The organism is Citrobacter sp. VF227 (assembly GCF_052950715.1).
Genome location: NZ_JBRFVF010000007.1, coordinates 77,473 through 103,705 on the forward strand (window position 1 = coordinate 77,473; position 26,233 = coordinate 103,705).

The 26,233-nt window shown below is 48.0% G+C and carries 22 protein-coding genes; 10 read left to right on the forward strand and 12 right to left on the reverse strand.

What is annotated here, in order from left to right; translation table 11 throughout:
• Positions 1–16: 16 nt before the first annotated feature.
• From gabP to ACU8YC_RS19405, 6 genes are all read right to left on the reverse strand, one after another.
• Complete coding sequence (gene gabP / locus ACU8YC_RS19380) at positions 17–1,417, reverse strand: GABA permease (protein ID WP_187253086.1); 1,401 nt, start codon at positions 1,415–1,417, stop codon at positions 17–19.
• 136 nt (positions 1,418–1,553) lie between these two features.
• Entirely contained in the window at positions 1,554–2,837 is a 1,284-nt protein-coding gene (gene gabT, locus ACU8YC_RS19385; RefSeq protein WP_151218164.1) for a 4-aminobutyrate--2-oxoglutarate transaminase, read from the reverse strand.
• Between the two features lie 25 nt (positions 2,838–2,862).
• Entirely contained in the window at positions 2,863–4,311 is a 1,449-nt protein-coding gene (gabD, locus tag ACU8YC_RS19390; RefSeq protein ID WP_151224231.1) for an NADP-dependent succinate-semialdehyde dehydrogenase, read from the reverse strand.
• A gap of 23 nt (positions 4,312–4,334) precedes the next feature.
• Positions 4,335–5,603, reverse strand: coding sequence for an L-2-hydroxyglutarate oxidase (gene lhgO / locus ACU8YC_RS19395; RefSeq protein WP_370619770.1), 1,269 nt, complete (start codon positions 5,601–5,603; stop codon positions 4,335–4,337).
• A 19-nt stretch (positions 5,604–5,622) separates the two neighbouring features.
• The gene (gene glaH / locus ACU8YC_RS19400) at positions 5,623–6,600 is read right to left on the reverse strand and encodes a glutarate dioxygenase GlaH (RefSeq protein ID WP_151218162.1); all 978 of its coding nucleotides are present in this window, start codon (positions 6,598–6,600) and stop codon (positions 5,623–5,625) included.
• Positions 6,601–6,906: 306 nt separating this feature from the next.
• On the reverse strand, positions 6,907–7,251 hold the full coding sequence (locus ACU8YC_RS19405; protein ID WP_446895659.1) for a PapB/FocB family fimbrial expression transcriptional regulator: 345 nt from the start codon (positions 7,249–7,251) through the stop codon (positions 6,907–6,909).
• A 654-nt stretch (positions 7,252–7,905) separates the two neighbouring features.
• Between ACU8YC_RS19405 and ACU8YC_RS19410 the strand changes: the two genes are divergently transcribed.
• On the forward strand, positions 7,906–8,580 hold the full coding sequence (locus tag ACU8YC_RS19410) for a hypothetical protein (RefSeq protein WP_446895660.1): 675 nt from the start codon (positions 7,906–7,908) through the stop codon (positions 8,578–8,580).
• A 124-nt stretch (positions 8,581–8,704) separates the two neighbouring features.
• Here the strand turns inward: ACU8YC_RS19410 and ACU8YC_RS19415 are convergent, their stop codons facing one another.
• Together ACU8YC_RS19415 and ACU8YC_RS19420 are read right to left on the reverse strand one after the other, a co-directional pair.
• Complete coding sequence (locus tag ACU8YC_RS19415) at positions 8,705–9,280, reverse strand: hypothetical protein (RefSeq protein WP_071891779.1); 576 nt, start codon at positions 9,278–9,280, stop codon at positions 8,705–8,707.
• A gap of 19 nt (positions 9,281–9,299) precedes the next feature.
• The gene (locus ACU8YC_RS19420; RefSeq protein WP_071891781.1) at positions 9,300–9,596 is read right to left on the reverse strand and encodes a PapB/FocB family fimbrial expression transcriptional regulator; all 297 of its coding nucleotides are present in this window, start codon (positions 9,594–9,596) and stop codon (positions 9,300–9,302) included.
• Between the two features lie 750 nt (positions 9,597–10,346).
• Here ACU8YC_RS19420 and ACU8YC_RS19425 point away from each other — a divergent pair.
• Positions 10,347–11,717 (forward strand): sensor domain-containing diguanylate cyclase, encoded by a 1,371-nt coding sequence (locus tag ACU8YC_RS19425; RefSeq protein WP_052755115.1) that lies wholly within the window; start codon positions 10,347–10,349, stop codon positions 11,715–11,717.
• A 56-nt stretch (positions 11,718–11,773) separates the two neighbouring features.
• On the opposite strand, the gene ACU8YC_RS19430 is transcribed toward ACU8YC_RS19425, so the two are convergent.
• The 3 genes from ACU8YC_RS19430 to ACU8YC_RS19440 are packed head-to-tail and all read right to left on the reverse strand — an operon-like array spanning position 11,774 to position 14,725.
• Entirely contained in the window at positions 11,774–13,288 is a 1,515-nt protein-coding gene (locus tag ACU8YC_RS19430) for a tripartite tricarboxylate transporter permease (protein ID WP_151224227.1), read from the reverse strand.
• Between the two features lie 10 nt (positions 13,289–13,298).
• The gene (locus ACU8YC_RS19435) at positions 13,299–13,733 is read right to left on the reverse strand and encodes a tripartite tricarboxylate transporter TctB family protein (protein ID WP_087050849.1); all 435 of its coding nucleotides are present in this window, start codon (positions 13,731–13,733) and stop codon (positions 13,299–13,301) included.
• Between the two features lie 14 nt (positions 13,734–13,747).
• Positions 13,748–14,725, reverse strand: coding sequence for a Bug family tripartite tricarboxylate transporter substrate binding protein (locus ACU8YC_RS19440; RefSeq protein ID WP_151218159.1), 978 nt, complete (start codon positions 14,723–14,725; stop codon positions 13,748–13,750).
• Between the two features lie 152 nt (positions 14,726–14,877).
• Between ACU8YC_RS19440 and tctD the strand changes: the two genes are divergently transcribed.
• Positions 14,878–15,552 carry a transcriptional regulator TctD gene (gene tctD / locus ACU8YC_RS19445; RefSeq protein ID WP_003826032.1) on the forward strand — a complete coding sequence of 225 codons (675 nt, stop codon included), beginning with the start codon at positions 14,878–14,880 and terminating at the stop codon, positions 15,550–15,552.
• Positions 15,539–16,981 (forward strand): sensor histidine kinase, encoded by a 1,443-nt coding sequence (locus ACU8YC_RS19450; protein WP_414438434.1) that lies wholly within the window; start codon positions 15,539–15,541, stop codon positions 16,979–16,981. Before tctD ends, ACU8YC_RS19450 begins: the two co-directional genes overlap by 14 nt.
• Before the next feature lie 71 nt (positions 16,982–17,052).
• Here ACU8YC_RS19450 and ACU8YC_RS19455 read toward each other — a convergent pair whose 3' ends face one another.
• Complete coding sequence (locus ACU8YC_RS19455) at positions 17,053–17,259, reverse strand: fimbria/pilus periplasmic chaperone (protein WP_414438435.1); 207 nt, start codon at positions 17,257–17,259, stop codon at positions 17,053–17,055.
• A gap of 1,013 nt (positions 17,260–18,272) precedes the next feature.
• Here ACU8YC_RS19455 and ACU8YC_RS19460 point away from each other — a divergent pair.
• Genes ACU8YC_RS19460 through ACU8YC_RS19485 form a run of 6 tightly spaced genes read left to right on the forward strand, consistent with a single transcriptional unit; the run spans position 18,273 to position 26,230 of the window.
• Entirely contained in the window at positions 18,273–19,688 is a 1,416-nt protein-coding gene (locus ACU8YC_RS19460; RefSeq protein ID WP_151218158.1) for an undecaprenyl-phosphate glucose phosphotransferase, read from the forward strand.
• Positions 19,678–20,964, forward strand: coding sequence for an outer membrane beta-barrel protein (locus tag ACU8YC_RS19465; RefSeq protein WP_151218157.1), 1,287 nt, complete (start codon positions 19,678–19,680; stop codon positions 20,962–20,964). The genes ACU8YC_RS19460 and ACU8YC_RS19465 overlap by 11 nt, the downstream gene beginning before the upstream one ends.
• A gap of 1 nt (position 20,965) precedes the next feature.
• Positions 20,966–21,523 (forward strand): polysaccharide biosynthesis/export family protein, encoded by a 558-nt coding sequence (locus ACU8YC_RS19470; RefSeq protein WP_151218156.1) that lies wholly within the window; start codon positions 20,966–20,968, stop codon positions 21,521–21,523.
• A gap of 2 nt (positions 21,524–21,525) precedes the next feature.
• A complete protein-coding gene (locus ACU8YC_RS19475) occupies positions 21,526–23,655 on the forward strand; it encodes a GumC family protein (protein ID WP_446895661.1) in 2,130 nt (709 codons plus the stop codon).
• A complete protein-coding gene (locus ACU8YC_RS19480; protein ID WP_151224225.1) occupies positions 23,652–24,863 on the forward strand; it encodes a lipopolysaccharide biosynthesis protein in 1,212 nt (403 codons plus the stop codon). The genes ACU8YC_RS19475 and ACU8YC_RS19480 overlap by 4 nt, the downstream gene beginning before the upstream one ends.
• Positions 24,860–26,230, forward strand: a complete 1,371-nt coding sequence (locus ACU8YC_RS19485) for a capsular biosynthesis protein (RefSeq protein ID WP_151218154.1) — start codon at positions 24,860–24,862, stop codon at positions 26,228–26,230. The genes ACU8YC_RS19480 and ACU8YC_RS19485 overlap by 4 nt, the downstream gene beginning before the upstream one ends.
• The last annotated feature ends 3 nt before the right edge of the window (positions 26,231–26,233 follow it).

Below are 26,233 nucleotides of genomic sequence, written 5' to 3' on the forward strand. Positions count from 1 at the left end.
TGAGCCGGGAACAGGTTTAATGCGTATTTTGCAATGGTGCTTTTTGCCACGATAGCAGTTTTTTCCAGCGCGACATAATGGGCACGGTACAAATAATTCCTATGGCTAACAACCCGGTAGAGATAACTTCCAGCTGTTGTGCCGGGCGAAACAGCATTACCACTAGCACAAAGATAATAAACGCGATCACCAGCCAGGTTAGCCACGGATAAAGCCACATTTTCAGTTTGATTTCACCACCTCGCGCCAGCAGGATTTTACGCATCCGCAGTTGGGAAATCGCAATCACCAGATACACCAACAGTGCGATTGCGCCGGAGCTGTCGATCAGGAATTTGAATACTTTGGCCGGGGCATAATAGTTGACGACCACAGTGAGAAAGGCGGCACCTGTCGACAGTAACACTGCAACATAAGGCGTTTTACTGCGGTTTGTTTTGCCCATAAAAGCGGGTGCATCGCCGCGACGACTCAGGGAGTAGAGCATGCGTGATGAGGTATACAGTGCGGAGTTCAGACAACTAGTCACCGACAACAAAATGACGCAGTCCATGATCAGCTTCGCATGTGGGATATGCAGTAACTCCAGCACAGAACGATAAGAGCCCACTTCTTTCAGTCCCGGCATGTTCCATGGGATCAGCGCCACTACCACGAAAATAGAGCACAGATAGAAGATGGAGATACGCCAGATAACCGAGTTGGTGGCGCGGACGATGTGTTTATCCGGGGTATCGGATTCGGCGGCGGCGATAGTGACAATTTCCGCGCCCATAAAGGAGAACATGGTGATCAGCATCGCGCTGAGCACAGCGCCGAAACCGTTGGGCATGAAGCCGCCATGATCCCACAGGCGCGAAACCCCACTGACTTCGGCATAAGGGTAGAAACCACTAATCGCCACCGCGCCGAGGGTTATAAACGCCAGAATGGCAATCACTTTGCACAGCGCCAGCCAGAACTCGAACTCACCATAATTTTTGACGCTCAGCAAATTACTGCCGGTTAATGCCAGCGTGATAACCAGAGAAAACAGCCAGATAGGGATGCCCGGGACCCAGGAGTGAAGAATAATGGCGGCAATATTCGCTTCCAGTGGGATCACCAACACCCAGAACCACCAGTACAACCAACCGATGGTATAACCTGCCCACGGGCCGATGGCCTTATCGGCATAGGTAGAAAACGATCCGGTATCCGGGGTGGCGACGGCCATTTCGGCCAGCATACGCATAATCATCACCACCAGTAACCCAGCGAACAGGTACGCTAATAGCACTGCGGGACCGGCTTCTGCTATCGCCACGCTTGAACCGACAAATAAACTTGCGCCGATAACTCCGGCAATAGACAGCATGGTAACGTGGCGTGATTTCAGCCCGCCCCCTAAATCATGTGATTGTGACACTTGCCCCATCGTTTAAACCTCTCGAAAGTATTGCACTTGGGAGAGCACCCCGGCATTCCCGCGCCGGGGCACGCGTATTATTGTTATTGATCTGTTTGCCGGATAAGGCGCATTTGCATCGCCATCCGGCTCGGATGCAGGGGTGTTAACCTTGCTTCGCCTCGGCAAAACATTGAGCGATGATGTCCAGCCCCTGGTGGATTTGCGCATCTTCAATGGTCAGCGGGACAAGGATGCGCAGGACGTTGTAGTAAGGCCCGCAGGAGAGCAGGATCAGTCCTTTATCACGCGCACGCGCGACAATTTCGGCGGTCAGTTTGGCGTCTGGTTTTGCATGGTCGCCATCTTCGAACAGTTCGATAGCAATCATCGCCCCCAGCCCGCGAACGTCGCCAATCTCGCGGTGGGTTTCCGCAATAGCCAGCAGACCTTCACGCAGGGTTTGCCCCAACTCGTTGGCTTTTTGCAGCAGATTTTCCTGCTCGAAAATGTTCAGTACCGCCAGCGCGGCGGCACAGGCAATCGGATTACCAGCATAAGTACCGCCCAGCCCGCCCGGTGGAATAGCGTCCATGACGTCGGCGCGTCCGGTCACGCCCGCCAGCGGGAAACCTCCGGCGATGGATTTTGCGAAGGTGGTGAGATCGGGCGCAACGCCCATCTGCTCCATGGCAAACAGTGTACCGGTACGGCCCGCGCCACTCTGGACTTCGTCAGCAATCAGCATGATGCCGTGCTCATCACAAATGGCGCGCAGCCGTTGCATAAAGGCCGGTGAGGCGGCGTAAAAACCTCCCTCGCCCTGAACAGGTTCAATCACGATGGCGGCAACGTCTTCCGGCGCGGCATCATTTTTGAAGATGCGATGAATGCTGGCGATAGCATCGTCGTCACTGATGCCATGCAGCGGGCACGGGTAAAGCGCGCGATACACATGGCCAGGCATCAGCCCCATTCCGGCAGAGTACGGGTTTACTTTCCCGGTCAGAGACAAAGTGTAATGGGTACGACCGTGGTAAGCGCCGCTAAAGGCGATTGTGCCGGTGCGTTTGGTGGCGGCGCGGGCGATTTTTACCGCGTTTTCCACCGCTTCAGAACCAGTCGTTACCAGCAGAGTTTTCTTGGCAAAATCGCCCGGCACTTTCTTGTTCATGATTTCGCACAGCTCCAGGTAAGGCTCATAGGCCAGCACCTGGAAACAGGTATGGGACAGTTTTTTCAACTGCGCTTCTACCGCAGAGACAATCTGCGGGTGCAGGTGGCCGGTGTTTAGCACTGCGATACCACCGGCAAAATCGAGGAATTCGCGGCCTTCAACGTCCCAGACCCGACAGTTTTCTGCTCGCTCGGCGAAAATAGGGTGGATCTGTCCTACGCCACGGGGAACGGCGTTGCTGCGACGTTGCATGAGTTCTTTGTTGGTGCTCATCAGGTGTTCTCCAGTATTTGTTTTATTAAAGGCCGATGCACATGTATTTGATTTCTAAGTAGTCTTCGATGCCGTATTTTGAACCTTCACGGCCAAGACCGGAGGCTTTGATTCCTCCAAATGGAGCGACTTCGTTGGAGATGATGCCGGTGTTAATGCCGACGATGCCGTATTCCAGCGCTTCGCCAACCCTGAAAACGCGGCTCAAATCACGGGCGTAGAAATAGGCTGCCAGACCAAACTCGGTGTCGTTGGCCTGAGCGATGACATCTGCTTCGTCTTTAAAGCGAAACAGCGGCGCCAGTGGGCCAAACGTCTCTTCTTTGGCGACCTTTGCGTTGTCAGGCACATCCACCAGAATGGTGGGCTGGAAGAAGTTCCCGCCGAGCGAGTGAGGTTTACCGCCCGCGATAATGCGCGCGCCTTTATCCAGGGCATCGGCGATGTGCTCCTGCACCTTGGCGACCGCTTTTTCGTCGATCAGCGGTCCGGTGGTGACGTCAGGTTGCAGACCATCGCCGAGGTGCAGTTTGCTCACAGCCTGCTGAAGTTTTTCGGCAAAACGCTCATACACACCGTCCTGCACGTACAGACGGTTGGCGCAGACGCAGGTCTGCCCGGCGTTACGGAATTTCGAGGCCAGCGCGCCTTCCACGGCTTTGTCGAGATCGGCATCGTCAAAGACGATAAACGGTGCATTGCCGCCCAGTTCCAGCGACACTTTTTTGATGTCTTTGGCGCACTGTTGCATTAACTGACGGCCAATTTCAGTTGAACCGGTAAATGACAGCTTGCGCACCAGCGGGTTGCCGGTCAGCTCGTTACCGACTGCGCTGGCTGAACCGGTCACCACGCTGAAAACGCCTGCCGGGATCCCGGCGCGATTAGCAAGCTCTGCCAGCGCCAGTGCGGAGAATGGCGTCTGGCTGGCGGGTTTGAGCACCATGGTGCAACCTGCCGCCAGCGCCGGACCTGCTTTGCGGGTGATCATCGCCGCCGGGAAGTTCCACGGCGTAATCGCGGCGGTAACGCCGATCGGCTGTTTGATGACGATCAGGCGTTTGTCAGCCTGATGGCCAGGTATCGTATCGCCATAAATGCGTTTGCCCTCTTCGGCAAACCACTCAATAAAGGAGGCGGCGTAGGTAATTTCGCCTTTGGCCTCCGCCAGTGGTTTTCCCTGTTCCAGGGTCATCAGACGGGCGAGATCGTCTTGATGCTCAATCATCAGATTGAACCAGCGGCGCAGAATGTTGGCCCGCTCTTTGGCGGTCAGCGCACGCCAGGCGGGCAGCGCGCGGTTGGCGGCGTTAATCGCTTCGCGGGTTTCATCCGCCCCCATTTTCGGTACGCTACCCAATTGCTGACCGTTGGCGGGGTTGGTCACCGCGAGGGTCTCGCCGCTGTTGGCGTCACGCCAGTTGCCGTCGATCAGTGCCTGCTGGCGAAATAAGGTTGGATCGTTAAGTTGCATAATTGCTTCCTGTCTTCATCGTTTTAGCGGGTGAATGCGGCGTGTAATGTCTCCACGCTACGTGCCGCACGCAGCGTGCGTCCGGGATTACTCTGGTTCTCAAGCAGCGCATGAACTTTACTGACAATATGCGCGCCGATAGGGATTGCTGACGTTGCCGCAGGAGAAGGGGCATTACAGGTATGAATTGAACGTGGCGTGGTCACAAACAGAAAATCATCGATCAGTTTGCCGTCAGGTGATACCGCCTGTGCCCGCACGCCCGCAGGCCAGGGCTGCAGATCGTGTTGTGTCAGGCTCGGGCAGTACTTTTGCACCAGTCGCAGATAACCGCTTTTGCACAACGAATTCTTCATTTCGCCAAGCCCGGATCGCAGGTTGTTTTGCAGCACGCGGCGAATACCGGAAGAGCCGAAGATCTCCAGCGTATCGCTCAGTGAGAAGTCGCGCTTACGGTAGCCTTCGCGTTTAAACGCCAGCACCGCGTTGGGGCCGACCGTGACGCTGCCGTCGATCATCCGGGTGAGATGCACGCCGAGAAACGGCATCGCCGGATCGGGGATCGGGTAAATCAGATGATTAACTATCTGGTTATGTTCTGATGCCAGACGAAAGTATTCGCCACGGAACGGACATATGATAAAGCCGGGTTCGACACCGAGCATTTTCACCAGTCGATCCGCCATCAGCCCGGAGCAGCTAATTAGCGTCGCACCTTCATACTCCTGACCCTGACGCGTATGGACGATCACGCCCGCGGCATGCTCTTTCAGCGCGCTGACCTCGGCGTTGTAAACAATCTCACCGCCCTTGGCCTGGAAAATCTTCGCCATCGCGGCGGTCACTTCACGGTAGCTGACGATCCCGCTCGACGGGACGAAAATACCGCCCAGACCGGTGATATTCGGTTCACGCTCGCGAAGCTCTTGTGCATTCAACCATTCACGCTCAAGGCCGTTAGCGGCGGTGCGATCCCATAGCGCACGCATGCGCTCCATTTCCAGAGAGGAGGTGGCAACCAGCATTTTTCCGCAGACGTCGTAGCGGATGCTGTTTTGATCACAAAAGGCTTTGGTGGCGCGATTTCCGGCCAGGCAAAACTGCGCCTTCAGGCTGCCAGGCGTGTAATAGACCCCGGCGTGGATCACACCGCTGTTATGGCCCGTCTGGTGACAGGCCGGGCCGGACTCTTTTTCCAGCAGCGCGATTCTGGCGTCCGGATAGACATCAATCAGTTGCATGGCGGTCGACATGCCGATAATACCGCCGCCAATAATCACAAAATCATACATCCGCTTTTTTCCTTCGCGCTTACTGATGGGTCTGGTAGTGGTTGGTCGCGTAAGCGAAATAACCACGCTGGCGCATCAGTTCGCGGCGCAGGTCAGGATGCGAAGTGAAACGATCGCGACCGTGCAGCCAGAACAGGTTGTTGATCAGCAGGAATTTACCGACTGAAACCGGTACGGAAATAATGCTTTTGCTGGTTTCCAGCGCGTCGGACAGGTCGCTCAGCCAGACGCCTTCTTCATAGTCTTTTGGCTGGACGAACTGGTCGATGTAACGCATTACCGGACGACCCTGCTGGTCAACGTCAAACACCGGATGGAACACTTCCTGGCTCACGTTTTTGCTTGGCGGCGCGGCAAAGCGCATGGGGCGGCGTGCCAGCGGATGGGTAAAGTACTGCTCCAGATGTTCCCAGTCGTCGAGGTGCAGCAGCAGCGAGTTACCGCCGGTCATGTTCTGCTCGTCAATCTTCATCATCAGTACATAGTCTGTTACCTCTTCGAGGTAGGTTCCGTCGTTATGTAGCTCCATAACACGGTGCGGCTGACGCAGATAGCTGTCTGAGTTATCGACATTTTTCACTACAAAACGTGCATAGTATTGCCCACTCATCGCATCAAAATTGGAGCGTCCAATAAGATGCGCAACCGCCGTCGCCAGCTTGACCATCTCTTCTGCCTGCGCCACATCATCCACGCCAACGGCATTGATCAGCAGTGCGCCTTCGGCACGATCGAGCAACGTTTTCAGCAGCAGAGGTTGCAACTGATTGCCGCAAAGGTCATCAAGGATTTTGCCGACTTTGAATCGCAGGAAGGATTTGTATTCCAGTGCCTGTACCGGCCACTGCGCCACGGCTTGCAGAAATTGCTCAGTGGTCTCAGCGGAAAAAGTCAGCTCGAGCAGGCGTGGGGACTGGGCTGATGGTTTCAACGTGAAACCGCTGTAGTGCTGGGCTGGATCTTCTGCGTTAGGTTTTACGGCAGTCAGTGCGTTCATCAAATCGTTCCTCTCAGTAGATTGTCAGGGAGATATGGCGCAGCTCGTTTCGTAGCCATAAATTAAAAATATCTACATTTTTGAAAAACGCGCACAGAATGAGCTTCTTTGTTTATTATTTGTGATCAAAAGCAACAATTATTTAACATTGCAAACGGTGTGGATATCACGGGGTGAGGCGGGAAGGCGAGCTATCAGGTGTCATACCAGCAGAGTTTTTGTCTATCTAACTTTTTGGTTATTAATGAATTTTTTGAGTGGTGCCACGTGTTCCACGTGGCCAATTAGTCTTTTTCTTCTTCAGATTTATGGCGACTGCTTTGATTGCTCAGTTGCGCTATTGACAGAGACCGAATACGACTGTGAATACTCGGCGTAGAAAGGGTAGATGGTAATAATATCGTCGCTAATACTCTGTAACTGACGCAGTTTAACTGAGAAGTAACTTAATGAAGTTTTATTCGCGTTGCAGGCATCTTTGCGTTTCTTCCCGACGACCAGGAAATCTTTTAGTGCTGCAATATTATTCCTGCTGTTGATGCGAGCGATTTTAATTAAAACATTGAAATGTTCTTCGCTGAGGCTTCCATTTGACAAAGAACGATAGCTACGTGGACGGCAGTGTGACTGAGAAGGATGGCGCTGTGACATAAAAGGATCCATGGCTTTGGTTTCAAAAGTTCATTTTTTGCCATAGAAAAATATAAAATTTAATAATTTGTAATAACTCTAATTTAATCTAAAATCCGTAAAAATCAATAATCTAATTTTATATAAATTTATATAAAAAATGATATATATAACGAGTTCACTATTGTGAACCATGAGCGAATGATTAAGTGTTTATCGATCCTGGGCGGCGATGTATAGAGTAGGTTTTCAAGTGTTTTTATGAAATTTTGCGGTGGTGATTATTTTTCTTTGGTTGATGAAATATATTGTTACATTTTAACTTGAGTTATGGATTATTCTTTGTATAGCGATATATTTTATTAAATTTATATAACTTTTATTTGTAATAACGATACGTGCATTTTTATGTCACAATTCGTTAACTATTTTATTAACAATTTACTGTGTATTTGTTAGGCTGAATAACAAAAAAAATAGCCACTTTTTTTCCATGTTTACACTTGGTCTTATTTTACTATCATAATACAAAGTTAAATATGGCTGGGATAGATGGATGATTAAATGAAGTATACTTTATCAGCAAAGATATTCATTAGTGCTCTGGCTGTAAGCACAGTTTTTATCGCATGCTTGCTTTCCTGGATTGTCACTTTGTAAATGTGGGGTGAAAAAATGAGCTCTAATGAAGAAATTGATTTATTAGATTTTATAAAGTATGCCTTTAATAAATATCTACTAATATCATTTATCGTGTTTTTCTGTATTGTAATAGGTGGCGTGTTTTGTTACATCAATAACGATAAGGTGACGTTAACACTTGATATTACACCGAAAGTTTACTCACCATTTTTTTACACTTCATGCAGCGATGATGTTGAATGCCGTAATGAAATATTCAAAACATTATTGGTGTCCAGAGTTGATAGTCGCTTTAGTGTCAATGAAAATAAAAAAAGTAATACCCTGAATCTGAAAGCCTTGGTTTCCAGGAATGAAGCAAATGAAATTGAGAACTCACTGCTCTCTCTTAACGCCGCACTCAATGCATGGTATGCAGATGATGTCGACAACGTATTGCAGGAGTTAAATGCGCGGCACGCTGATAATAAATCAACAGAGACCCTATCGCGTGCCTATCTAATCGCAGTGGCAACGAAACGTTATTTGGATAAGGGCGATATTGTTATTATATCAGAGCCGGTAGTGGTGGCTCGATACAATACAACTATGGTTCTTTTATTGTCAGCGCTTGTAGGACTTATTTTTTCTTTGTTATTGGTGATGTTAAGCTACCATAACCGTCAAGAAGAAAATAAATGTATAAATTGTCAGTTTAATATTAAGTAAACTGCTCCACTTAACGTAATTACGCCCCTGATGATTTGCATCGATAAGGGGCGTTAAAATATTCATTAACGTATAGAGGAGAGGAACTTAAAATGGAGTAGAATGATTTTCTCAAGTATCTACATTAAAAGCTAGCTATGACATTTTTGAATTCATGAAGATGATTCAATTTTAAATAGTTTAGACCTGCTTTCCTGTGCGCATACAATGTTGGTGGTGTACGTCCAGTCTTTTCTGCAATCTCTTTTATCTCAACACCTATAAATGAGAGCCATAATGCTTCCCATTGATATTTTGTAAGCCCCAATATGCCGTTAGCACAGTGAGGATGACGGGAGCGAAGATAAGTACTTCTTTCAATGGAATCTTTTAAATCCGCAATCGGCGTTCTGATGTCATAGGCCCTCAGTCCGGTCATATCGACAAAACGTCTTTCATTCGCATTTTTTTGATCATATAACACAATGCCTTTCCAGCCGTAGTTGTTGGAAATCTTACGCGTCATATCGAGCATTTTGATACGTTGTTTAAGGGTACTACCCGTGGTTACTAGCAACATGATGCCGATGCTTGCTGATGGATAGCAAAACGCAGGCGAAAGGTCTGATTCATTTATCCATGTGAAATCCACCAGGTTCTGGATGGCTAACTTCAGATAGCTATTAGCCGATACGCACACGATCTTAATATTATTACTCATTTTATATGAATTAGGTAAGTTAATTAATATTTGCACAATACCAAGGGTACATCTGTACGACGGAGCGACTAATGCGTTGCAATTGCCTGAGTTTAATTGACAGACAACTCTGTGAGATGCCGCTGATAAGACAAGCTTCATTTCGTTTTAATCCATTAACTAAATGAAGTTCGAGTGCGTATATAATCTTTTCACTATATATACTGGATATATCAATAAGTAAATGGAAATGGGTTTTATCTACCATTCCTGGTGTTAGGGTCCCTGGCGCTGGAATAGAAGAGTAATGTTCTGCAAAGCCATCCTTAATGTTCATTTCTTCCTCATGGCGCAAAATGATAACTATTGGCTTGAATGGTTCATTGATGAACTCTTCTTTAATAATAGCTTTAACATTGATTTAGTAAATAGCTCACAGTTTTATATTTGGCATTTTTGCGGGTTGATTTAATTCAGGGGTTACAAAAAATCCAATAAAATCAATTGTGAAGATGTTTTTTTGTTAATTATAACATTATGTGTTTTGATGAATTTGGCGATAATGCTCCTGGTATTTATTAAATAATGATAAAGGTTTAATCAATATAATAGAAAATTGATGTTTATTAAATGTTAAATTTATTAAAAATAATATAATTTGAATTAAAATCTAATAATTACCATGTGGACTAAAATGTGCATCGATCTAACATAAGAAATGTGCAATGCATTGCCAGACAACCGACTGGTGCAAATTAACTCTTTTGTGTGATGAAAGCATAAGTACTTCTGGTAACTGGATGTGTAAGCCATACGAGTATAAATTTTTAAAAATCTCTAAGGCACCTACGTTAATTTTTTTTAGGAGGATTACTTGCTATTATGAAAATTATAATTTTTTTGTGTGTGGTAACAATATCGACACAAAATAGTGAATTTTATGTCAATAATAAATTTTATACATCTGGCTGATGAGTAATTTAATTTTCTTAGAAAACATACAGTTGTATTATGACTAATAAACTTTATTTGCAAAGGAAAGATAAATAATATAAAAATGCCACAAATATTCATCACCTGGATAAGTATGAACAAAAAAACGTATAGATTTAGTAATGGGTGGATTATTGGTTTTTATGTTATATTGATCGTCTTGTATTTGGGCGTGGGGTTATGTCTTTCGCAATTTAAAATAAGTGTAAAAAACGTCCCGCAAACAACATACTTAATCGTCATTGTGGGACTGTTGTTTCTCTATACAATAATGTTTTTGTTTATGCTGTTTCAATATCTATGTCGAAAAGAGTTATCCTATATCTTTATTCTGGGTATAGCATTTATTAGCTGTGATATCTATTTTATTGAAACGATCTATATTGTGCAGGCGCTGATTAATGATAGTGTTTCAATCGAACAGAGAAGCAATGACATTGCTATCTTTTACTACTTTCGGCAATTGAGTTTTATCATTACGCTGTGTATCGGCATTAAAGCGTATAGAAACGATACGATTGTCATTGAGGATAAACAAAAGAAGCCGATACTGGAGATGATAACGGTCATCGTTGTGGTCGCAATAGGTATTCTTGCTCATAATTTATCAAGTTATAATCCCGATGTCGTGATAGATATCACCTGTTTAAAAGACGATCTGGTGACGTTGCATTGGGAATTAAGATACATTTATTCGTTAATTGCAGGTTGGGCCATAGCTTTAGTCTACCTTACATTGAAAACCCGATTGAACAATGCGTTGTGGGTCAGTATCGCTCTGATGTGCTGCTCGGCGATATTAACCAATTTATTACTTATCACTCTTGATGAGTACAGTATGTATATCTGGTACGTCAGTCGCGGGCTTGAAATAATAAGCGCATTATGCGTAATCTCAATTTTAATGTTTAATACTTTCCTGCTACTAAAAAGAGAAACGGAATCCTCTATGAGAGATGCACTAACCAAAATTTATAATCGTAAGCTGTTCTATAAAACACTTAACTCTGCCATGCTACGTGGAAATGTTTGTGTGTTGATGCTTGATATTGATAAATTTAAGAGGATTAACGACACTTATGGACATCAGGAGGGAGATAAAGTGATCGTCTCCATCGTTTATATCATTAATAAATCGATTCGTGACTCCGATGTATTTGCTCGGGTGGGGGGAGAGGAGTTTGGCATTTTATTGAAATGCAATGATAAACAGGAGGCTATGGTGGTGGCTGAGCGGATTCGACAAAATGTAGAAAAACTCACGTTACCGCCAAATGTATTTGGTATTAAAGAACAGATGACAATAAGCATCGGGGTTTATTTTAGTTCTCCGAAAGATGAATCGGGTGATAAAGTCGTTTCCTATGCTGATGCTGCACTTTACGCCGCAAAAAATGCAGGCAGAAATAAAGTGATGTATTACTGCGGTCCCCACGAGCTAACGTGTCCGTGCGTACAGCCATAACCAGCAGTATGTTAGCCGGCCAACAACGCCATCGCGTAGTTGGCCGGCAATATTGACTAACCTGCATCTACCTGCGGTTTACTGTTACGTTTACGGATCAGGCGCAGCACCGGCGGGACCACAATAACTACTACCGCCATTACCAACAGCACTTTTGCCACGCCGCTGGCCCACAGAATATCCAAACTCCCGTTACTGATGGACAGCGCCCGGCGCAGGTTCTGCTCCAACATTTCCCCGAGAACGAAGCCTAAAATTAACGGCGACATCGGGAAGTGCATTTTACGCAATATGTAGCCCAGCACGCCTAAGGCAACCATCAGCACCAGATCGAAGGTGGTGCTGTGGACGGCATACACGCCCACGGCTGAAACCGCTGCAATAGCCGGTACTAAAAACCACAGCGGGATGGTCAGCATACGGGTAAACAAACCGATCAGCGGGATGTTCATCACCAGCAGCATCACGTTGGCAATCAGCAGCGCTGCAATCAGCCCCCAGACGATATCCGGCTGCTCGGTAAACATGGCCGGCCCCGGTGTGATGTTGTAAAGCGTTAGCGCGCCCATCATTACCGCCGTGGTGCCGGAACCCGGCACGCCGAGCGTCAGCATCGGAATGAACGAGCCGCAGGCCGAGGCGTTGTTTGCTGCTTCGGGGGCCGCCACTCCACGTATATCACCTTTACCGAAGCTGTCGCTGTTGCCGCTGAGTTTTTTCTCCGTCATGTAGGTGATAGCACTCGCAATGGTCGCGCCTGCGCCGGGCAGGACCCCGACGAAAAAGCCAATCACCGACGAGCGCAAGGTTGCGCCAGCGCACTGCGCGCCTTCTTTAGCGTTAAATAGCATGCGACCCGTTTTACGCACCAGCGTCTGGCCACTGCTGGTATGTTCCAGCATTAACAATATTTCTGAGACAGAGAACAGCCCAATCACCACCACGATAAACTGCACACCGTCGGAAAGATGGACACTGTCAAAGGTAAAGCGATAAACCCCGGTATTGGCGTCTACGCCGACGGTCGCGAGTCCCAGACCGATGAGCGCTGCCAGAAATGATTTCAGCGGATTTTGCGCCATCATGCTGCCGAGGCATGCAATGGCGAAAACCATTAAGGCAAAGTATTCAGCCGGACCGAAGGCCAGCGACCACTGGGCTAATGCCGGGGCAAACAGAATGATGCCGCCGATAGCGATGAGCGAACCAAAGAAAGAGCTGACCGCAGAGATAGAAAGCGCCACACCACCGCGGCCTTGCTGCGCCATCGGGTAACCATCCAGCGCGGTCATAATCGCCGCCGCATCGCCGGGCACGTTCAGCAAAATCGACGAGATTCGCCCGCCGTATTCACAGCCGATATAGACTGTCGCCAGCAGGATCAGCGCAGACTCAGCAGGCAGGTGCAAAGCGAAGGCCAGAGGCAGGAGGATCGCCACACCGTTGATTGGCCCCAGTCCAGGCAACAGCCCGACAATGGTACCGACAAAACAGCCAATCAGGGCGATGACCAGGTTTTCCGGCGTCATGGCCACCGCGAAACCTTGTGAAAGATAAATCCAGGTATCCATCGTTTCTCCGTTAACCCAGCCAGGCGCCGAGAGGTAAGGTGACGTCAAGCAGGCGGTCAAAGGCATACCACAGCAGAATGCCGAGCACCGCGCCCGAAATACCCGCAGCCGGAATGGTTGCGCCGAACAGCATGCCAATCACTACGGTGAGAATGGCGGTGGCGATGGGAAAACCGAGCCATTCGAAACCCCAGGCGTACATCAACAGCACAATTACCATCGTCAGCAGCTTTTGCAGCACGTGACGGCGGGGCCAACTGATAGTGTCGGGATGGCGCAACAGCAGCGCCACGGCACAGACCAGCATCAGACTGATAATGCCCAGCGGAAAGGGACGCGGCCCAACTGGCTCATAGCTATATTCGCTGGTGATTTGCCAGGCCACGAACAGCCCGGCTATACAGAGCAACAACCAGATACCTGCAAAAATACGATCGCTCATCATCTTTGCCTCTGTGCTTATTTCGCCAGACCGAAGGCTTTCGCCTGCTCACGATAATCCGTGACCTGCTTCTTCACGTACTCGTCGAGCTGCTTCCCGCTCATGTTGAACTCGAACAGGCCACGGAGATCGCGCTGCTTTTTAAACTCATCGGTTTGCTGGAGTTTGTTAAAGGCATCGACCCACCACTGATACTCGGCGTCGCTGACTTTTGGCCCAACGTAGAAACCACGGATGATCGGCCACACGAGGTCATAGCCTTGCTCTTTGGCGGTGGGGACGTTGGCTAACTGGCCCGGCAGACGTTGATCGGAGAACACCGCGAGCACGCGGATTTTGTCGCCGTTGAGATACGGCACCATCTCACTGAGATCGCCGGAAACTACCTGAACGTGATTCCCCATCAGCGCGGTAACCGGTTCGCCGCCGCCTTCAAAGGCGACGTAGCGCATTTTGTGCGGATCGACGTTTGCTTTTTGCGCCAGTAGCGCCGACTTCATCCAGTCCTGACTACCAATAGAAGCTCCCGCGCCAATCACCACGCTGTTGGGATCTTTCTCCATCGCCGTCAGCAGGTCTTTCAGCGTTTTCCACGGTGAGTCCTGGCGTACGGCAATCATGCCGTAGTCAGTGCCTACGCTTGCCAACCAGCGGACATCATCCACGCCGTAGCGACCAAACTTGCCTTGTGACAGGTTCAGCAGCGAGCCGCCGGAGAAGGCAACGACGGTACCCGCTTCGGCAGGACGTTGCGCGACGATAGCGTTATATGCCACAGCTCCCACGCCACCGGGCATGTAGGTTACGCGCATCGGTTTTTCGATAGCGCCGGTTTCCATCATGCTCACCTGAATCAACTTACAGGTGAGATCAAAACCACCGCCGGGTTTAGCAGGGGCGATACATTCCGTGCGCGATGGCGCTTGTTCCGCCAGAACAGAGGTACTCATCAATAACATGCTTGCAGTAAGGGTACGAAGTAATTGTTTTTTCATTATTTATCCTCACGCCGGATGACCGGATTTCAGGTACGGAAGATTATTTTTGTGATTATGTGAGCCGATGTGTAGCAGTTCGGTTGCATGATTGTTAAAACATTAACCTTTCAATTCCCTTTCAATGCGGCAGAAACTTTACAGGATGTGATATGCGTCTCTTATTAGCGGAGGATAATCGTGAGTTAGCTCACTGGCTGGAGAAAGCGCTGGTGCAAAACGGTTTTGCCGTCGACTGCGTTTTTGATGGCCTGGCGGCCGATCACCTTTTACATAGTGAAACGTACGCGTTGGCGGTGCTGGACATCAATATGCCGGGGTTGGATGGCCTTGAAGTCGTTCAGCGCCTGCGCAAACGCGGGCAGACGCTTCCCGTTCTGCTGCTGACGGCGCGCAGCGCGGTGGCCGATCGGGTGAAAGGATTGAACGTTGGGGCCGATGATTATCTGGCAAAGCCGTTTGAAATCGAGGAACTGGATGCCCGGCTGCGGGCCCTGCTACGGCGCAGTGCGGGGCAGGTACAAGGTATACAGCAATTAGGGGAACTGGCGTTTCACGATGAAGGCTATTTTCTCTTGCAGGGGCAACCGCTGGCACTCACCCCGCGCGAACAGGCATTGCTTACGGTGCTGATGTATCGTCGATTGCGACCGGTTTCGCGTCAGCAGTTATTTGAACAGGTCTTCAGTCTAAGCGATGAGGTCAGCCCTGAAAGCATTGAGCTGTACATCCATCGTCTGCGTAAAAAGCTACAGGGAAGCGATGTGCGTATTGCCACGCTACGCGGCCTGGGCTATGTGCTGGAGCGCAGCGATGAAGTGGGTTAAACCCCAATCGTTGTATCTACAACTGCTGATGTTTCTGGGCCTGCCGCTCCTGTTGTTGTGGGGGCTGTCGGCATTTAATAGCTATGTCAGCGCGCTACAGGCGGCGACGCAGGCGTATGACCGGACGTTGCTCTCGTCTGCCAGAACTGTCTCCGAGCGGCTGGTAGTACGCAATAAACAGTTGGAAGTGAATGTGCCGTGGGTGGTACTGGACAGCTTTGAACTGAATATGAACGACAGATTGTATTACAAGGTGGTCGATCCAGCGGGGAAGGTTATCTCTGGTTATGACGATTTACCTGCGATGCCGCCAGCAACTTCGCGCACGCGGCTTTATCCGGCGCTGGCGTGGTTTTATCACACTGAATATCGTGGCGAGGCCATTCGCGTAGCGCGCCTGCTGCAGCCCGTCAATGAGGGCGGTATTGTCGGCATGGCTGAGATTTATGTCGCCGAAACGCTGCAATCGCGACGTTATCTGGCGCGGCAGCTGTTGTTTTCATCGTGGGTTTCGCAAGGGCTGCTGGTGCTGCTCACGCTGGTGCTGGTTGGCTGGCTGCTGCGCCGGGTATTACGCCCGATGTGCCAGCTGTCTTCGCTGATGGTGCGTCGTGAGCCGGGGCTGCTGACGCCGCTGCCGGAGCTGTTACCGTGGTCGGAAACCCGCCTGTTGATTGTGGCATTCAACCGCTATCTGGACCGACTTCGCGGCCTGATCTCTCGCCAGGAACGCTTCAGTGCGGATGCTTCCCATCAGCTTAAAACGCCGCTGGCAGTGCTGAAAACTCAGGCGGCGGTGGCTCTGGCCAGTCAGCAACCGCAGCAGTGGTATGAGAGTTTACAGGCTATGAGTACCACGCTGGATAACACCATTCAACTGACTGAAAGGCTGTTACAGCTGTCGGCGGTGAAGCGTAAAGAGCAAGGAGAAAGGCACTTTTCACCGGTTAATTTGTATGAGGTGGTGCAAACCAGCTGTTTCACGCGACTGGCGCAGGCGCGCAGTAAAGGGATCGATCTGGGCTATGAAGGGGAACAGGACGCGGTGTGGGTTGAGGGCGATGAAGTCCTGCTCGGGGAACTGTGCGGAAATCTGCTGGATAACGCACTGAAATACACGCCGCCGCATGGCGTAGTGACTGCCCGACTGCGGCGAGAGGGAGAAGCAGTGGTATTGGTGGTTGAAGATAGCGGGCCAGGCATTGATGAACAAATGGTGCATCAGGCGCTGCTCCCGTTTCATCGCCTGGATAACGTCGGCAATGTTCCCGGGGCAGGAATCGGTCTGGCGCTGGTCAATGACATTGCTCGTCTGCACCGCACGCACCCGAAGCTATCACGGAGTGAAGCACTAGGTGGGTTAAGCGTGCGGATGCGTTTTTTATGTCTGGAGCGAGAAGAGCAGGGGCGCCCTGCGCCCGTTATTTAAAGGTCATCGTCGCATTGACTAGCCCTAAACGGCTGACTTATGGCCGTCGAGTTTCAGAATTGGTGGCGTAATTAACATTGCAAGTTAGCTGGCGTCTCAACGGGATTACCCTTATCCAGCCACGTCTGTACCATATTTGGCTTGTCTGTATTATTGTTGACGTCAAACATCGCCGCTTTATCATTCTCATTATAAATAATGCGAGTTTGCCTCAAGTTAATTGCGCTGTGTGTGGTGCTAACGACGCACAGCAACAGATAAAAGGATACTTTATTCATCAGGTGTACTTTCCAGACTCAGGGAACAGTGCCATCCATAGCATCAACGTCCGTTATTCGCTGCTGCGCCAGTATTCGCGGCAAGCAAAGCGACCAGCATACTGCTGATGAGTAAAGTTTTTTTCATCATAACTCCGTTAAATTTATTATTTACCCAGAAGATTACTTGTCAGAGGCACAAATTCAGCTGGAGTACATCAACGTCAAAAAATGATGTAGGGCTTCATTTGAAATGAAACGATTAACGTGCGTAAATCGCTCAGCAAGTCATCCGCTGCGGATGCTATTTATTTGCGATAAGTAAGTAAACTAAATTTTTTGAAATGATTAAGTAGCTTTATGAGGCTTTTGTATATATGCCTTAACAAAGGTGTGTAAAAATTTATTGGAGTGGTTTGCTCTATTTTTAACAAGTTTTTAATGTTGTCATTTATTCTCTTTTGTTTATTTTCATAAACATGTTGATGAGTGCTGAAAATTCTGGTGTTAAAGGTGTTTGCACGCAGAATGTTGACATTAGTGATATGTAATACATATTTTTAGTATGGGTAATGATAACGTTGCTAATTATTATGCTGTGAATGTATTGCTATGTTCTTTTTATAACGAATATTATTAATATAATTATTGATTATCTCTGTCGTTCACCGGGGCTTTTGCTGCAGGGCGTAACACTGTCAGGGTTGGAAGAAGTGTTACTGCTTGTAAGGTTAACCTGTTGTCAGGTGGTATCACTTGATTCTATCTGTTCATAGCTTATGGGTTGTGATCTGTCAATGGCAATTATGTTGCAATTAGCCATATTTTTATATGATACAATCAAAAATAAACGTCAATAAATGCTTAATTTAATCAATATGTTAAGTTTATGTGGTGCGAAACTCATCACATTGTATTACATTGTTTTTTACATTTACTGACAGTGTGCCATTGCGTTTTTTAGACTTGTGATATAATTAGCAACATTAAATGGGAAAAAAATGATTAAAGATCAATAAATAATAGGCTGAGCTATGCTTAAAAACTCGCTAAAGATTAGCAGCCAGGGATATCCAGTCTTTCTAAAACTGGTCGATTTCATTGTTATCAATGCGACGTTAATCTTTAGCGCCCATCTGCTGGGAGTGGAGCCCTTTAACACTATTGCCATCCTGAGCATTCTGTTCTCAGTTTTTTATTTGCTATTTGCTGAATACATCAAAATGTATCAGCAAAAGATTAAAACAATCGGTCTGCGAAACCAAAAACGGTTGGTTGTTTGTACGCTTCTGGCCATTTTTTGTAACGAGCTGGTCACTGTCGCCGTGGCTGAACCTGAATCGCTCGGAGCCTTAGACCGACTGCCTGCGCCTTTTTATTCAGCGATTATTTACTGGTACTTCATTCCATTACCTTTTCTTTATTACATTCGCTTTTTCATTTTTAAATATTCAACGAAAAAGAGTATGCGCGTAGCGATTATTGGTCTGACTGACAATGGTCTGGCCGCAGAAAACGCGTTAATGAACGAATACGCCAACATCACATTAGATTTGTCATTTTATGATGAGCGCGCCTTATCCCGTTGTGGAGATATCGTTGATAAAGTCAAAAGCCCCTTTCGTGGCCCGGTGATTAATCTGGTCGAGGAAGCCAGGCAGGGCAATATCGACGAAATCTATATCGCTTTACCGATGGTGGCCTTGCACCGTATTCGTCATTTCCTGGCGATGATGTCAGACACCACCGTCGATACCTATATTGTCCCGGATTTCTATACCTACAGTAACAACATGTCCAAGTTGCGCTCCATCCACAATCTGCAAACTATCGGTATCTTTAGTTCGCCGTTTGAAGGGGCGGGGTCGTTTATTAAGCGAGCGGAAGATCTGGTGCTGGGCAGCATCATTATGGTGATGATTTCTTCACTGATGTTGGCAATAGCCATTGGTATTAAACTCACTTCCCGCGGGCCGGTATTTTTCAAGCAAGATAGGTATGGCCTGAGTGGGCAAAAAATTAAGGTCTGGAAGTTTCGCTCGATGCGTGTGATGGAGAACGCCGATACGGTTATTCAGGCGACAAAAAACGATCCACGTGTAACGAAATTCGGGAGTTTCTTGCGCCGTACCTCGCTTGATGAACTCCCGCAATTTATTAACGTATTGCAGGGAAGTATGTCGATTGTCGGCCCCAGACCCCATGCGGTTACGCATAATGAGCAGTACCGCAAACAGGTCGAAAATTACATGATCCGCCATAAAGTGAAGCCTGGGATCACTGGGCTTGCACAGATCAACGGTTTCCGCGGGGAAATCGATGCGCTTTATAAGATGGAAAAACGGGTTCAGTACGATATTGAGTACATTCAAAACTGGTCGTTATGGCTGGATATCAAAATCATCATTAAAACTATTTTCAAAGGATTTGTCGGTAAGAATGCATACTAAATTGATAGTGATTACCGGAATCGTGATATCGCAGCCCGCATGGGCTGATTTAACCCCGAAATCACACATTGGCTTTGCGGGAATCGACTTCCAGGGCAAGGTCGCTGTGGATTATGGTTATAATGATAACGTTTCTTATCAGCCACATAGCAGCGATGCTATCGGTTCCTCGTTTCAGAGCGCAGCGCCTGTACTGAGTATGATCGGAGAGCGCGGCCAGGATAAGTATTTACTGATGTACTCCGGAGATTATCGTAACTACTCCAGTGATTCCGCTGATAACTATAACGATCATTTTTTCCGTTTTAACGGTGCCTGGCGGTACGGGCTCAAGCATGGTCTAACCCTCAATCTGGAAGATACGCTTGGGCATGAATCCCGTGGCCGCGGTATTACCGAGGGTTTTCTCCCGGGCCAATTCGAGCAGTATGGGATTACATCTCCACTGACGACGAATTTTATCAACAGTGAATTGCGTTACAGTTACGGCGCACCTGATGGGCGTGGGAAAGCTGAACTGGCGTTGTTGTATAAAAAACTCACTTTCGGCAACACGTCTGATGTACGGGACAGCAGTGACGATTTCTACAATTATATTCAGGAACAGGAATGGCACGAAAATAGCCTGGTGGCAGAAATTTTTGACCAGTACACATCCAGGACGCGCTTTCGCTATAGCTTTATTACTAACCAACGTCACTATGATAACAACTCAGAAAAAGACACAAATGAGTATTATTTACTGTATGGCCTGAAATCGCAGTTGACGGGGAAAACCAATGTCGACATGAATATTTCATGGTTGTACAAGACATTTGAAAACAGTGCCAACTCGCAGGATTTTAATGGTCTAAACTGGGACATAAAAGGAGAGTGGAAACCGTTACAACAGTCTGTATTCACCGTCCACTCGGCGCAAAGCATTAAAGACCCATCGGAAGTTGGGGGATATATTTTAGTGACCCAGTATGGTCTTTCTTACCAGCATTTCTGGTTAGGCAACCGTTTTTCTACCTTACTGGATTACTCATTTACCTCGGAAGATTATAAAAAACAGAATAAGGATCGACATGATAAAGATGGAGTATTTAGCGTAACCATGAGCTATGACTACACGCCGTCGGTTAATTTTGAGATTAAATATCAAATAGATACATTGAATTCGAATAAGGATACTGACTCGTTTTATATCGGTCCCAACGACAATCAGGAAGTCATTAGAACGTTGGGTTATGATAATTCTATGATTATGCTTAAAGCTAAGGTTCAGATCTAAAATGAAAATAATAGAACTGTGCGCGGTTTTGCTATTCAGTATCCTGATGGTCGGATGCACAACGTCCAGCCCGAGATTAATGGACGATCCTGCTGCTGTTCAGCAGGATTACCGGCTTGGCGCGGGGGATACTGTCAATATCGCTGTTCATGGCCAACCCGATATGACGATGCGGTTTATTTTGGATAAGAGTGGCGAGATTAATTTCCCATTCGTGGGTGCTCTTAAATTAAACGATAAAACCGTCGATCAGGTGACTAAAGAATTAACTCAGCGTCTGACTGGAGATTATTTTACCACTCCGATGGTGACAGTGAGTATTGCCGAGTTCCGTAAATACTATGTTTCTGGCGAGGTGAAAAGTCCGAATGGATACGCCTATGAGCCAGGTCTTACCGTCGAGAAGTCTATTGCGCAGGCGGGGGGGTTTACAGACCGTGCAGACCGTCAAGATATCAACATTCGCCTGTCGGGTAGCAATCAGCTGCTTGAGAATGTCGATTTAACGCACTCTGTTCATCCTGGGGATGTCGTGATTATTGGCATGGGGTTCTTCTAACGATGAAACTATCTATAGTGGAAAACGGCAAAAAACGAGAAAGCACTGTCGAATTCTCCCGCTTTGCTAAAGAGTTGAAAAAGAACGCCTGGAAAATCGCGCTAGCCGGTATCGTTGCCGGGGTCGTTGCTTATCTGTTAATCAGCATGATGTCCTCAAAGTATGTGTCAACGGCAACGGTGCTGATTAAGGCGCAGGCCGATAACGTTTCTCCGTTTCCACAGGTTGATGGTTTCGATTCAACGCGCAGTGGTTACTATGAAACGCAATACGCGTTGATGCATTCACGGATTGTGCTCGAGCAAGCCGTTCGCGATATGAAGCTGGATGAGAACCCAGAATTTATCGGGGAAAAAACCGATGCTCAAGGGGCGGATAGCAGTGAAAGTCGGCAACTGAGAATAGAGCAGGCGCTGAAAACGTTGTCGAAAAACCTGAATGTCATTGGTATTCGTACAACGAACCTGGCCTCGATTACCTATGAATCGACTTCGCCTCAGGTTGCGGCGGACATCGCCAACGGTGTCGCGCAGGCTTTCATCAACTATACGGTGGAGCAAAAGCGTCTGAAAGTGGAGCAAGCCCGCAAACTGAATTATGAAAAAATGGAAGAAATTCAGAAGTCGATAGCGAAGCAAAAAGAAGATATGGAGAGTTATCTGAAAAATGCCGGGCTGCTGACCTTTCGCGGTATTGATGGTTTTGAAACCGAGCAGTTAAGTATCGTGACCAATCGCCTGGCCGATGCGACTCAGCGTCGTGTTGCCGCGGAATCTGTCTATAACGAGGTGAACGGGGGAGGGAAGTCCGCTGAGAGTGTTATCTCGCTACCTTCGGTCTCTAACCACGCCCAGATTCAGGATTTACGCATTGCGTTAATTCAGGCGCAGCGTACGTTGTCTGAATTGCGCAAAGTCTATGGGCCAAAAAACCCGGCCATTTTAAAAGCAGAAGCTGATGTGCAGTCGATCCAAAGCCAAACGGGACGGGTGTTGGGTGAACTGAAAGTGGGTTTACGCCAGCAATATCTGGCGGCGCTTGCGGATGAAAAGAACTACCAGCAACAATTGGCTGAGCAGAAAGCGATCTTCCAGAAAATGGCGTCAAAACGGGATGCCTGGAACAGCCAAAAACTGGCGTTAGATAAAATGGAAGATCTGTACAAATCGCTTTATCAGCGTACTCAGGAGCTGTCGCTCTCCGGCGTGAATGCTGATGCGGTGTTATACGATCCGGCTGTTCCAGCATTGAAACCGGCGAAGCCGAATAAATCACTGCTGTTGGTGATGGTGGTCATGCTGGTGGTGGTGTTCAGCATCATGTATTTCATTGTCAAAGCGGCGATGGATAACTCAATCGGTACGTTGAGTCGTATGAGAAAACGCCTGAACGTTGTACCGCTTGGTGAAATCCGTCGTTTTAGTGGGATCTCTGGGCGCGCGCAGGTGCGTGACATGATCCTGAAGAACCCGCTGAATGCCGATATTGTGCACGGTATCCGTACCCGGATTATGCTCGATAACCGGTCATTACAGACGCTCATCGTGGCGTCAACGGAGCACGGTGAAGGACGTTCTCTGCTGGCGAGTTTGTTGGCGAACTCCTTTAGTTTCGATCAGAAAACTCTGCTTATTGATGCGGATTTCTTTGATACTGATGGGCTCTCTTCTGAACTGGCGTCGGCAACATCCGCAGGTCTGGCGGAACTGTTGCGCGGGGAGACTGAGCTTAAACAGGCGCGGATTACGCTCAGTGATAATCTCGATTTTATTCCGCACGGCAAGAGCGCAATCTCTTCTTTACTGATGCTGTCGTCGGGTCACGTTGAGCCCTTAATGCGCGAGCTGAAATCGCACTATCAGCGCATCATTATTGATGTCGCAGCTGTGAATCAGAGTCAGGATGTTCAACTGATTAAACGCGCCGTTGATGGGGTGATTTTCGTCGTGAAAGCTGGGGCGGGGTCCGCCGGGCAAATCGCCAACGCGCTGGATAAGTTGGAGGAAAATAACGGCGCGGTTATTGGCGCGGTACTCAATGCGGTTGAAGAAAAAGATCTTGAGACGCAAGAAGGTTTACGTTCACTCAACTTTAGTACCGATCAACTGATGACCACGCCAGGCCGCGTATGAGTCTACTGAAGAGCGCTTCCACGATAGCCGGTTCATCAGTCATTTCGCAATTGATTGGTGCGCTGTCTATCTGGTTGATTTCACACAAGTATGATATGGCGGAGGTGGGGCTGTATGCGCTCAACTACAGTATCGCCGTGGTGGGCGCTCAGGTATGTACCTTTGCATCACAGCTGTTAATTCCGAAACAACAGGAAGAAGAACTGGTGCAGAACGTCGTGTTCTGTCTGATCCAAAGCACGATTATTGCCTTACCGTACGCCGTAGTGACCGCATGGTTGTTTCACCAGAATATCCTGTTTCTCTATTTGCTGACGCTGGCAACGGCGTGGGTTTTAATCTCAGAGAACCTGTCTCTACGCACGGCTAACTTTCGTTTTCTGATTTTCCAACGCATTTCTGTCTCGGTAGTGGTATTCCTTTCGGTACTGGTGACGCACCATGTGCAGCTGTTTTATTGGGCATGGGCGTGCGCGACAATGGCACTGACCGTCAGCTGCATTTTGCATTCGTTTGACGTTCGTTCGGTGGCAATTCAACATCTGCGGCCTACCAGTAATTGGCATTTTTTCAAACAGAATATTCATCACATTACCAAAGTCGGCAGCGCGGAGGTGTTGGCGATGGCCAGCAGCAATTTGCCGATTATGCTGATTAACTTTTGGTTCTCCGCGCTGACGGCGGGTTATTTTTCCGTGGTTAGCCGCTTCTGTCTTGCGCCGGTGGTGATCATCGGAAACGCGGTGCGCAATACTATTTTTTCCAAGTGGTCTATCGACTTCAGAAATAACACCTTTAATTATCAGGAATATACCAGGGTACGGATGCTGTTGTTGTTACTGGGGGTTATCTGTACCCTCGGGGTATTTATTTTCTATCCGATAGTAATGCGGCTGGGCTTCAGCGAAGACTGGATTAACTCCATTGAGACTTCACGCTACATGTTGCCCTATTTATTCCCAGCGCTGGCGATAAGCCCCCTAACGGTGATCGAGCTTATTTTTGGCTCTCACCGCTACTTTCTGCGCATCCAACTGGAACAGCTGGCGATTGTGTTATTCGCTTTTGTCGTCGTCCCTTATTTTTATAAAGACTACGCCACGTCGGTCATTCTGTTTTCTTCCCTGACATTTATTCGCTACGCCTTCATTTATCTGAAAATGAATAAGCGAGCCAATCTTCTGAAAGACAAGCCGGTGATACTATGACGCTGAATACCGGATACTATTTACAGGTTTATACTTTTGTCACGCTGATTCTGTGTGGTCTGGTGCAATACTTTACCGGCTTGCAGTCGGTGCTGTGGATCCCCTTTTTCCTGACCCTGTTGATGGTGGGATTGTTGGTGATGCAGACGCGCGATGGCTCCCTGCAACTGGACGCGCAGGAAACGATTGTGCTGGCGCTGTACTTCTCGTTTCTTATTTTGGCCGGAACATCAACGCTGATTCAGGGCGGGATTACCGTTGCGATTGTGGCATTCAAAAACGAAATCGCATTGTCGTTGGTGATGATCTGCTTGCTGCTGGGATTTTGTCGGGAATCGCAGATTTATCGTGTTACACGCTTTCTGTACTGGGTGTTTTACGCGCAGATCCCGGTAATGATTTATCAGGTTTTACTGGTCGTTCCCCAGCGCGTCGCGGTGCGTGGAGAAGATGAGAAATGGGATTCCGTGGTTGGTACGTTCGGCGGAGATCCCATGGGGGGCGGTAATACTGCCGCAATGGGCCTGTTTTGCCTGTTGATTATGTTGTTAAAAGTTTCTGAGTATAAGCACGGGCTGACCACGTTTAAATCCATGGCCTTGCATATCGTTCTTGGGATCGGGTTATGCATTATGGGTGAAGTGAAGTTCGTTATACTACTTTCACCAATATTCCTCGCGTGGGTGTGGATCTCCCCGAGCTATGTCAAAGACGTGAGTAAGGTTAATCTAAAGACATTGCTGATTATTGTCGCAGGAATGCTGTTGCTCGTTAGTCTGTCGATAGTGATCCTTGCGTACTATTATTCTTCCGCGTTTGGCGGCGATCCGTCGAAAAGCGCGTTGAGCATTTTTATTGACTCCTTAAGCTATATCTTTGATCCGAACTACATTATGTCTACCGGGGAGTTAGGGCGTTTTACGACCTTCCTGTTCTGGTTGAAAAATAACGATTTGTGGGGACTTACAGGAACGTTATTTGGCTACGGACTCAATGCCACTAACAGCGGTAGTACGGTATCGCCGGGCTTTTTGAATATTATCTATAACTTAATCCTCGACTCGACTTCTCTGAGTATGCTGCTGTGGGAGGTCGGCGTTATCGGCACGTTGCTTTTTATTAGCTTGTTCATTTATATCCTGAAAGTTTGTCAGCCAAAGCCATTACTGACACTTGCACAGCTGGACCAGCAGGATCTCCAGTTGCTGAGTTTTGCACCAGCGTTTAACGCTTTTGCTATCAGTTGCTTAATCAGCTTACCTTACAGTCAGATACTGATGATTATACCGATGTTACAATTCCTGTTCTATTTATCACTAGGATCGAGTTTGGTGATTCGTCGAACCGTCCTTCGCTGCGTAGGGTAATTG

What these genes read in the sequence shown, in the direction of transcription:
- gabP (WP_187253086.1), bottom strand. Translation starts at nt 1,417, where the DNA reads ATGGGGCAAGTGTCACAATCACATGATTTAGGGGGCGGGCTGAAATCA.
- gabT (WP_151218164.1), bottom strand. Translation starts at nt 2,837, where the DNA reads ATGAGCACCAACAAAGAACTCATGCAACGTCGCAGCAACGCCGTTCCC.
- gabD (WP_151224231.1), bottom strand. Translation starts at nt 4,311, where the DNA reads ATGCAACTTAACGATCCAACCTTATTTCGCCAGCAGGCACTGATCGAC.
- lhgO (WP_370619770.1), bottom strand. Translation starts at nt 5,603, where the DNA reads ATGTATGATTTTGTGATTATTGGCGGCGGTATTATCGGCATGTCGACC.
- glaH (WP_151218162.1), bottom strand. Translation starts at nt 6,600, where the DNA reads ATGAACGCACTGACTGCCGTAAAACCTAACGCAGAAGATCCAGCCCAG.
- ACU8YC_RS19405 (WP_446895659.1), bottom strand. Translation starts at nt 7,251, where the DNA reads ATGTCACAGCGCCATCCTTCTCAGTCACACTGCCGTCCACGTAGCTAT.
- ACU8YC_RS19410 (WP_446895660.1), top strand. Translation starts at nt 7,906, where the DNA reads ATGAGCTCTAATGAAGAAATTGATTTATTAGATTTTATAAAGTATGCC.
- ACU8YC_RS19415 (WP_071891779.1), bottom strand. Translation starts at nt 9,280, where the DNA reads ATGAGTAATAATATTAAGATCGTGTGCGTATCGGCTAATAGCTATCTG.
- ACU8YC_RS19420 (WP_071891781.1), bottom strand. Translation starts at nt 9,596, where the DNA reads ATGAACATTAAGGATGGCTTTGCAGAACATTACTCTTCTATTCCAGCG.
- ACU8YC_RS19425 (WP_052755115.1), top strand. Translation starts at nt 10,347, where the DNA reads ATGAACAAAAAAACGTATAGATTTAGTAATGGGTGGATTATTGGTTTT.
- ACU8YC_RS19430 (WP_151224227.1), bottom strand. Translation starts at nt 13,288, where the DNA reads ATGGATACCTGGATTTATCTTTCACAAGGTTTCGCGGTGGCCATGACG.
- ACU8YC_RS19435 (WP_087050849.1), bottom strand. Translation starts at nt 13,733, where the DNA reads ATGATGAGCGATCGTATTTTTGCAGGTATCTGGTTGTTGCTCTGTATA.
- ACU8YC_RS19440 (WP_151218159.1), bottom strand. Translation starts at nt 14,725, where the DNA reads ATGAAAAAACAATTACTTCGTACCCTTACTGCAAGCATGTTATTGATG.
- tctD (WP_003826032.1), top strand. Translation starts at nt 14,878, where the DNA reads ATGCGTCTCTTATTAGCGGAGGATAATCGTGAGTTAGCTCACTGGCTG.
- ACU8YC_RS19450 (WP_414438434.1), top strand. Translation starts at nt 15,539, where the DNA reads ATGAAGTGGGTTAAACCCCAATCGTTGTATCTACAACTGCTGATGTTT.
- ACU8YC_RS19455 (WP_414438435.1), bottom strand. Translation starts at nt 17,259, where the DNA reads ATGAATAAAGTATCCTTTTATCTGTTGCTGTGCGTCGTTAGCACCACA.
- ACU8YC_RS19460 (WP_151218158.1), top strand. Translation starts at nt 18,273, where the DNA reads ATGCTTAAAAACTCGCTAAAGATTAGCAGCCAGGGATATCCAGTCTTT.
- ACU8YC_RS19465 (WP_151218157.1), top strand. Translation starts at nt 19,678, where the DNA reads ATGCATACTAAATTGATAGTGATTACCGGAATCGTGATATCGCAGCCC.
- ACU8YC_RS19470 (WP_151218156.1), top strand. Translation starts at nt 20,966, where the DNA reads ATGAAAATAATAGAACTGTGCGCGGTTTTGCTATTCAGTATCCTGATG.
- ACU8YC_RS19475 (WP_446895661.1), top strand. Translation starts at nt 21,526, where the DNA reads ATGAAACTATCTATAGTGGAAAACGGCAAAAAACGAGAAAGCACTGTC.
- ACU8YC_RS19480 (WP_151224225.1), top strand. Translation starts at nt 23,652, where the DNA reads ATGAGTCTACTGAAGAGCGCTTCCACGATAGCCGGTTCATCAGTCATT.
- ACU8YC_RS19485 (WP_151218154.1), top strand. Translation starts at nt 24,860, where the DNA reads ATGACGCTGAATACCGGATACTATTTACAGGTTTATACTTTTGTCACG.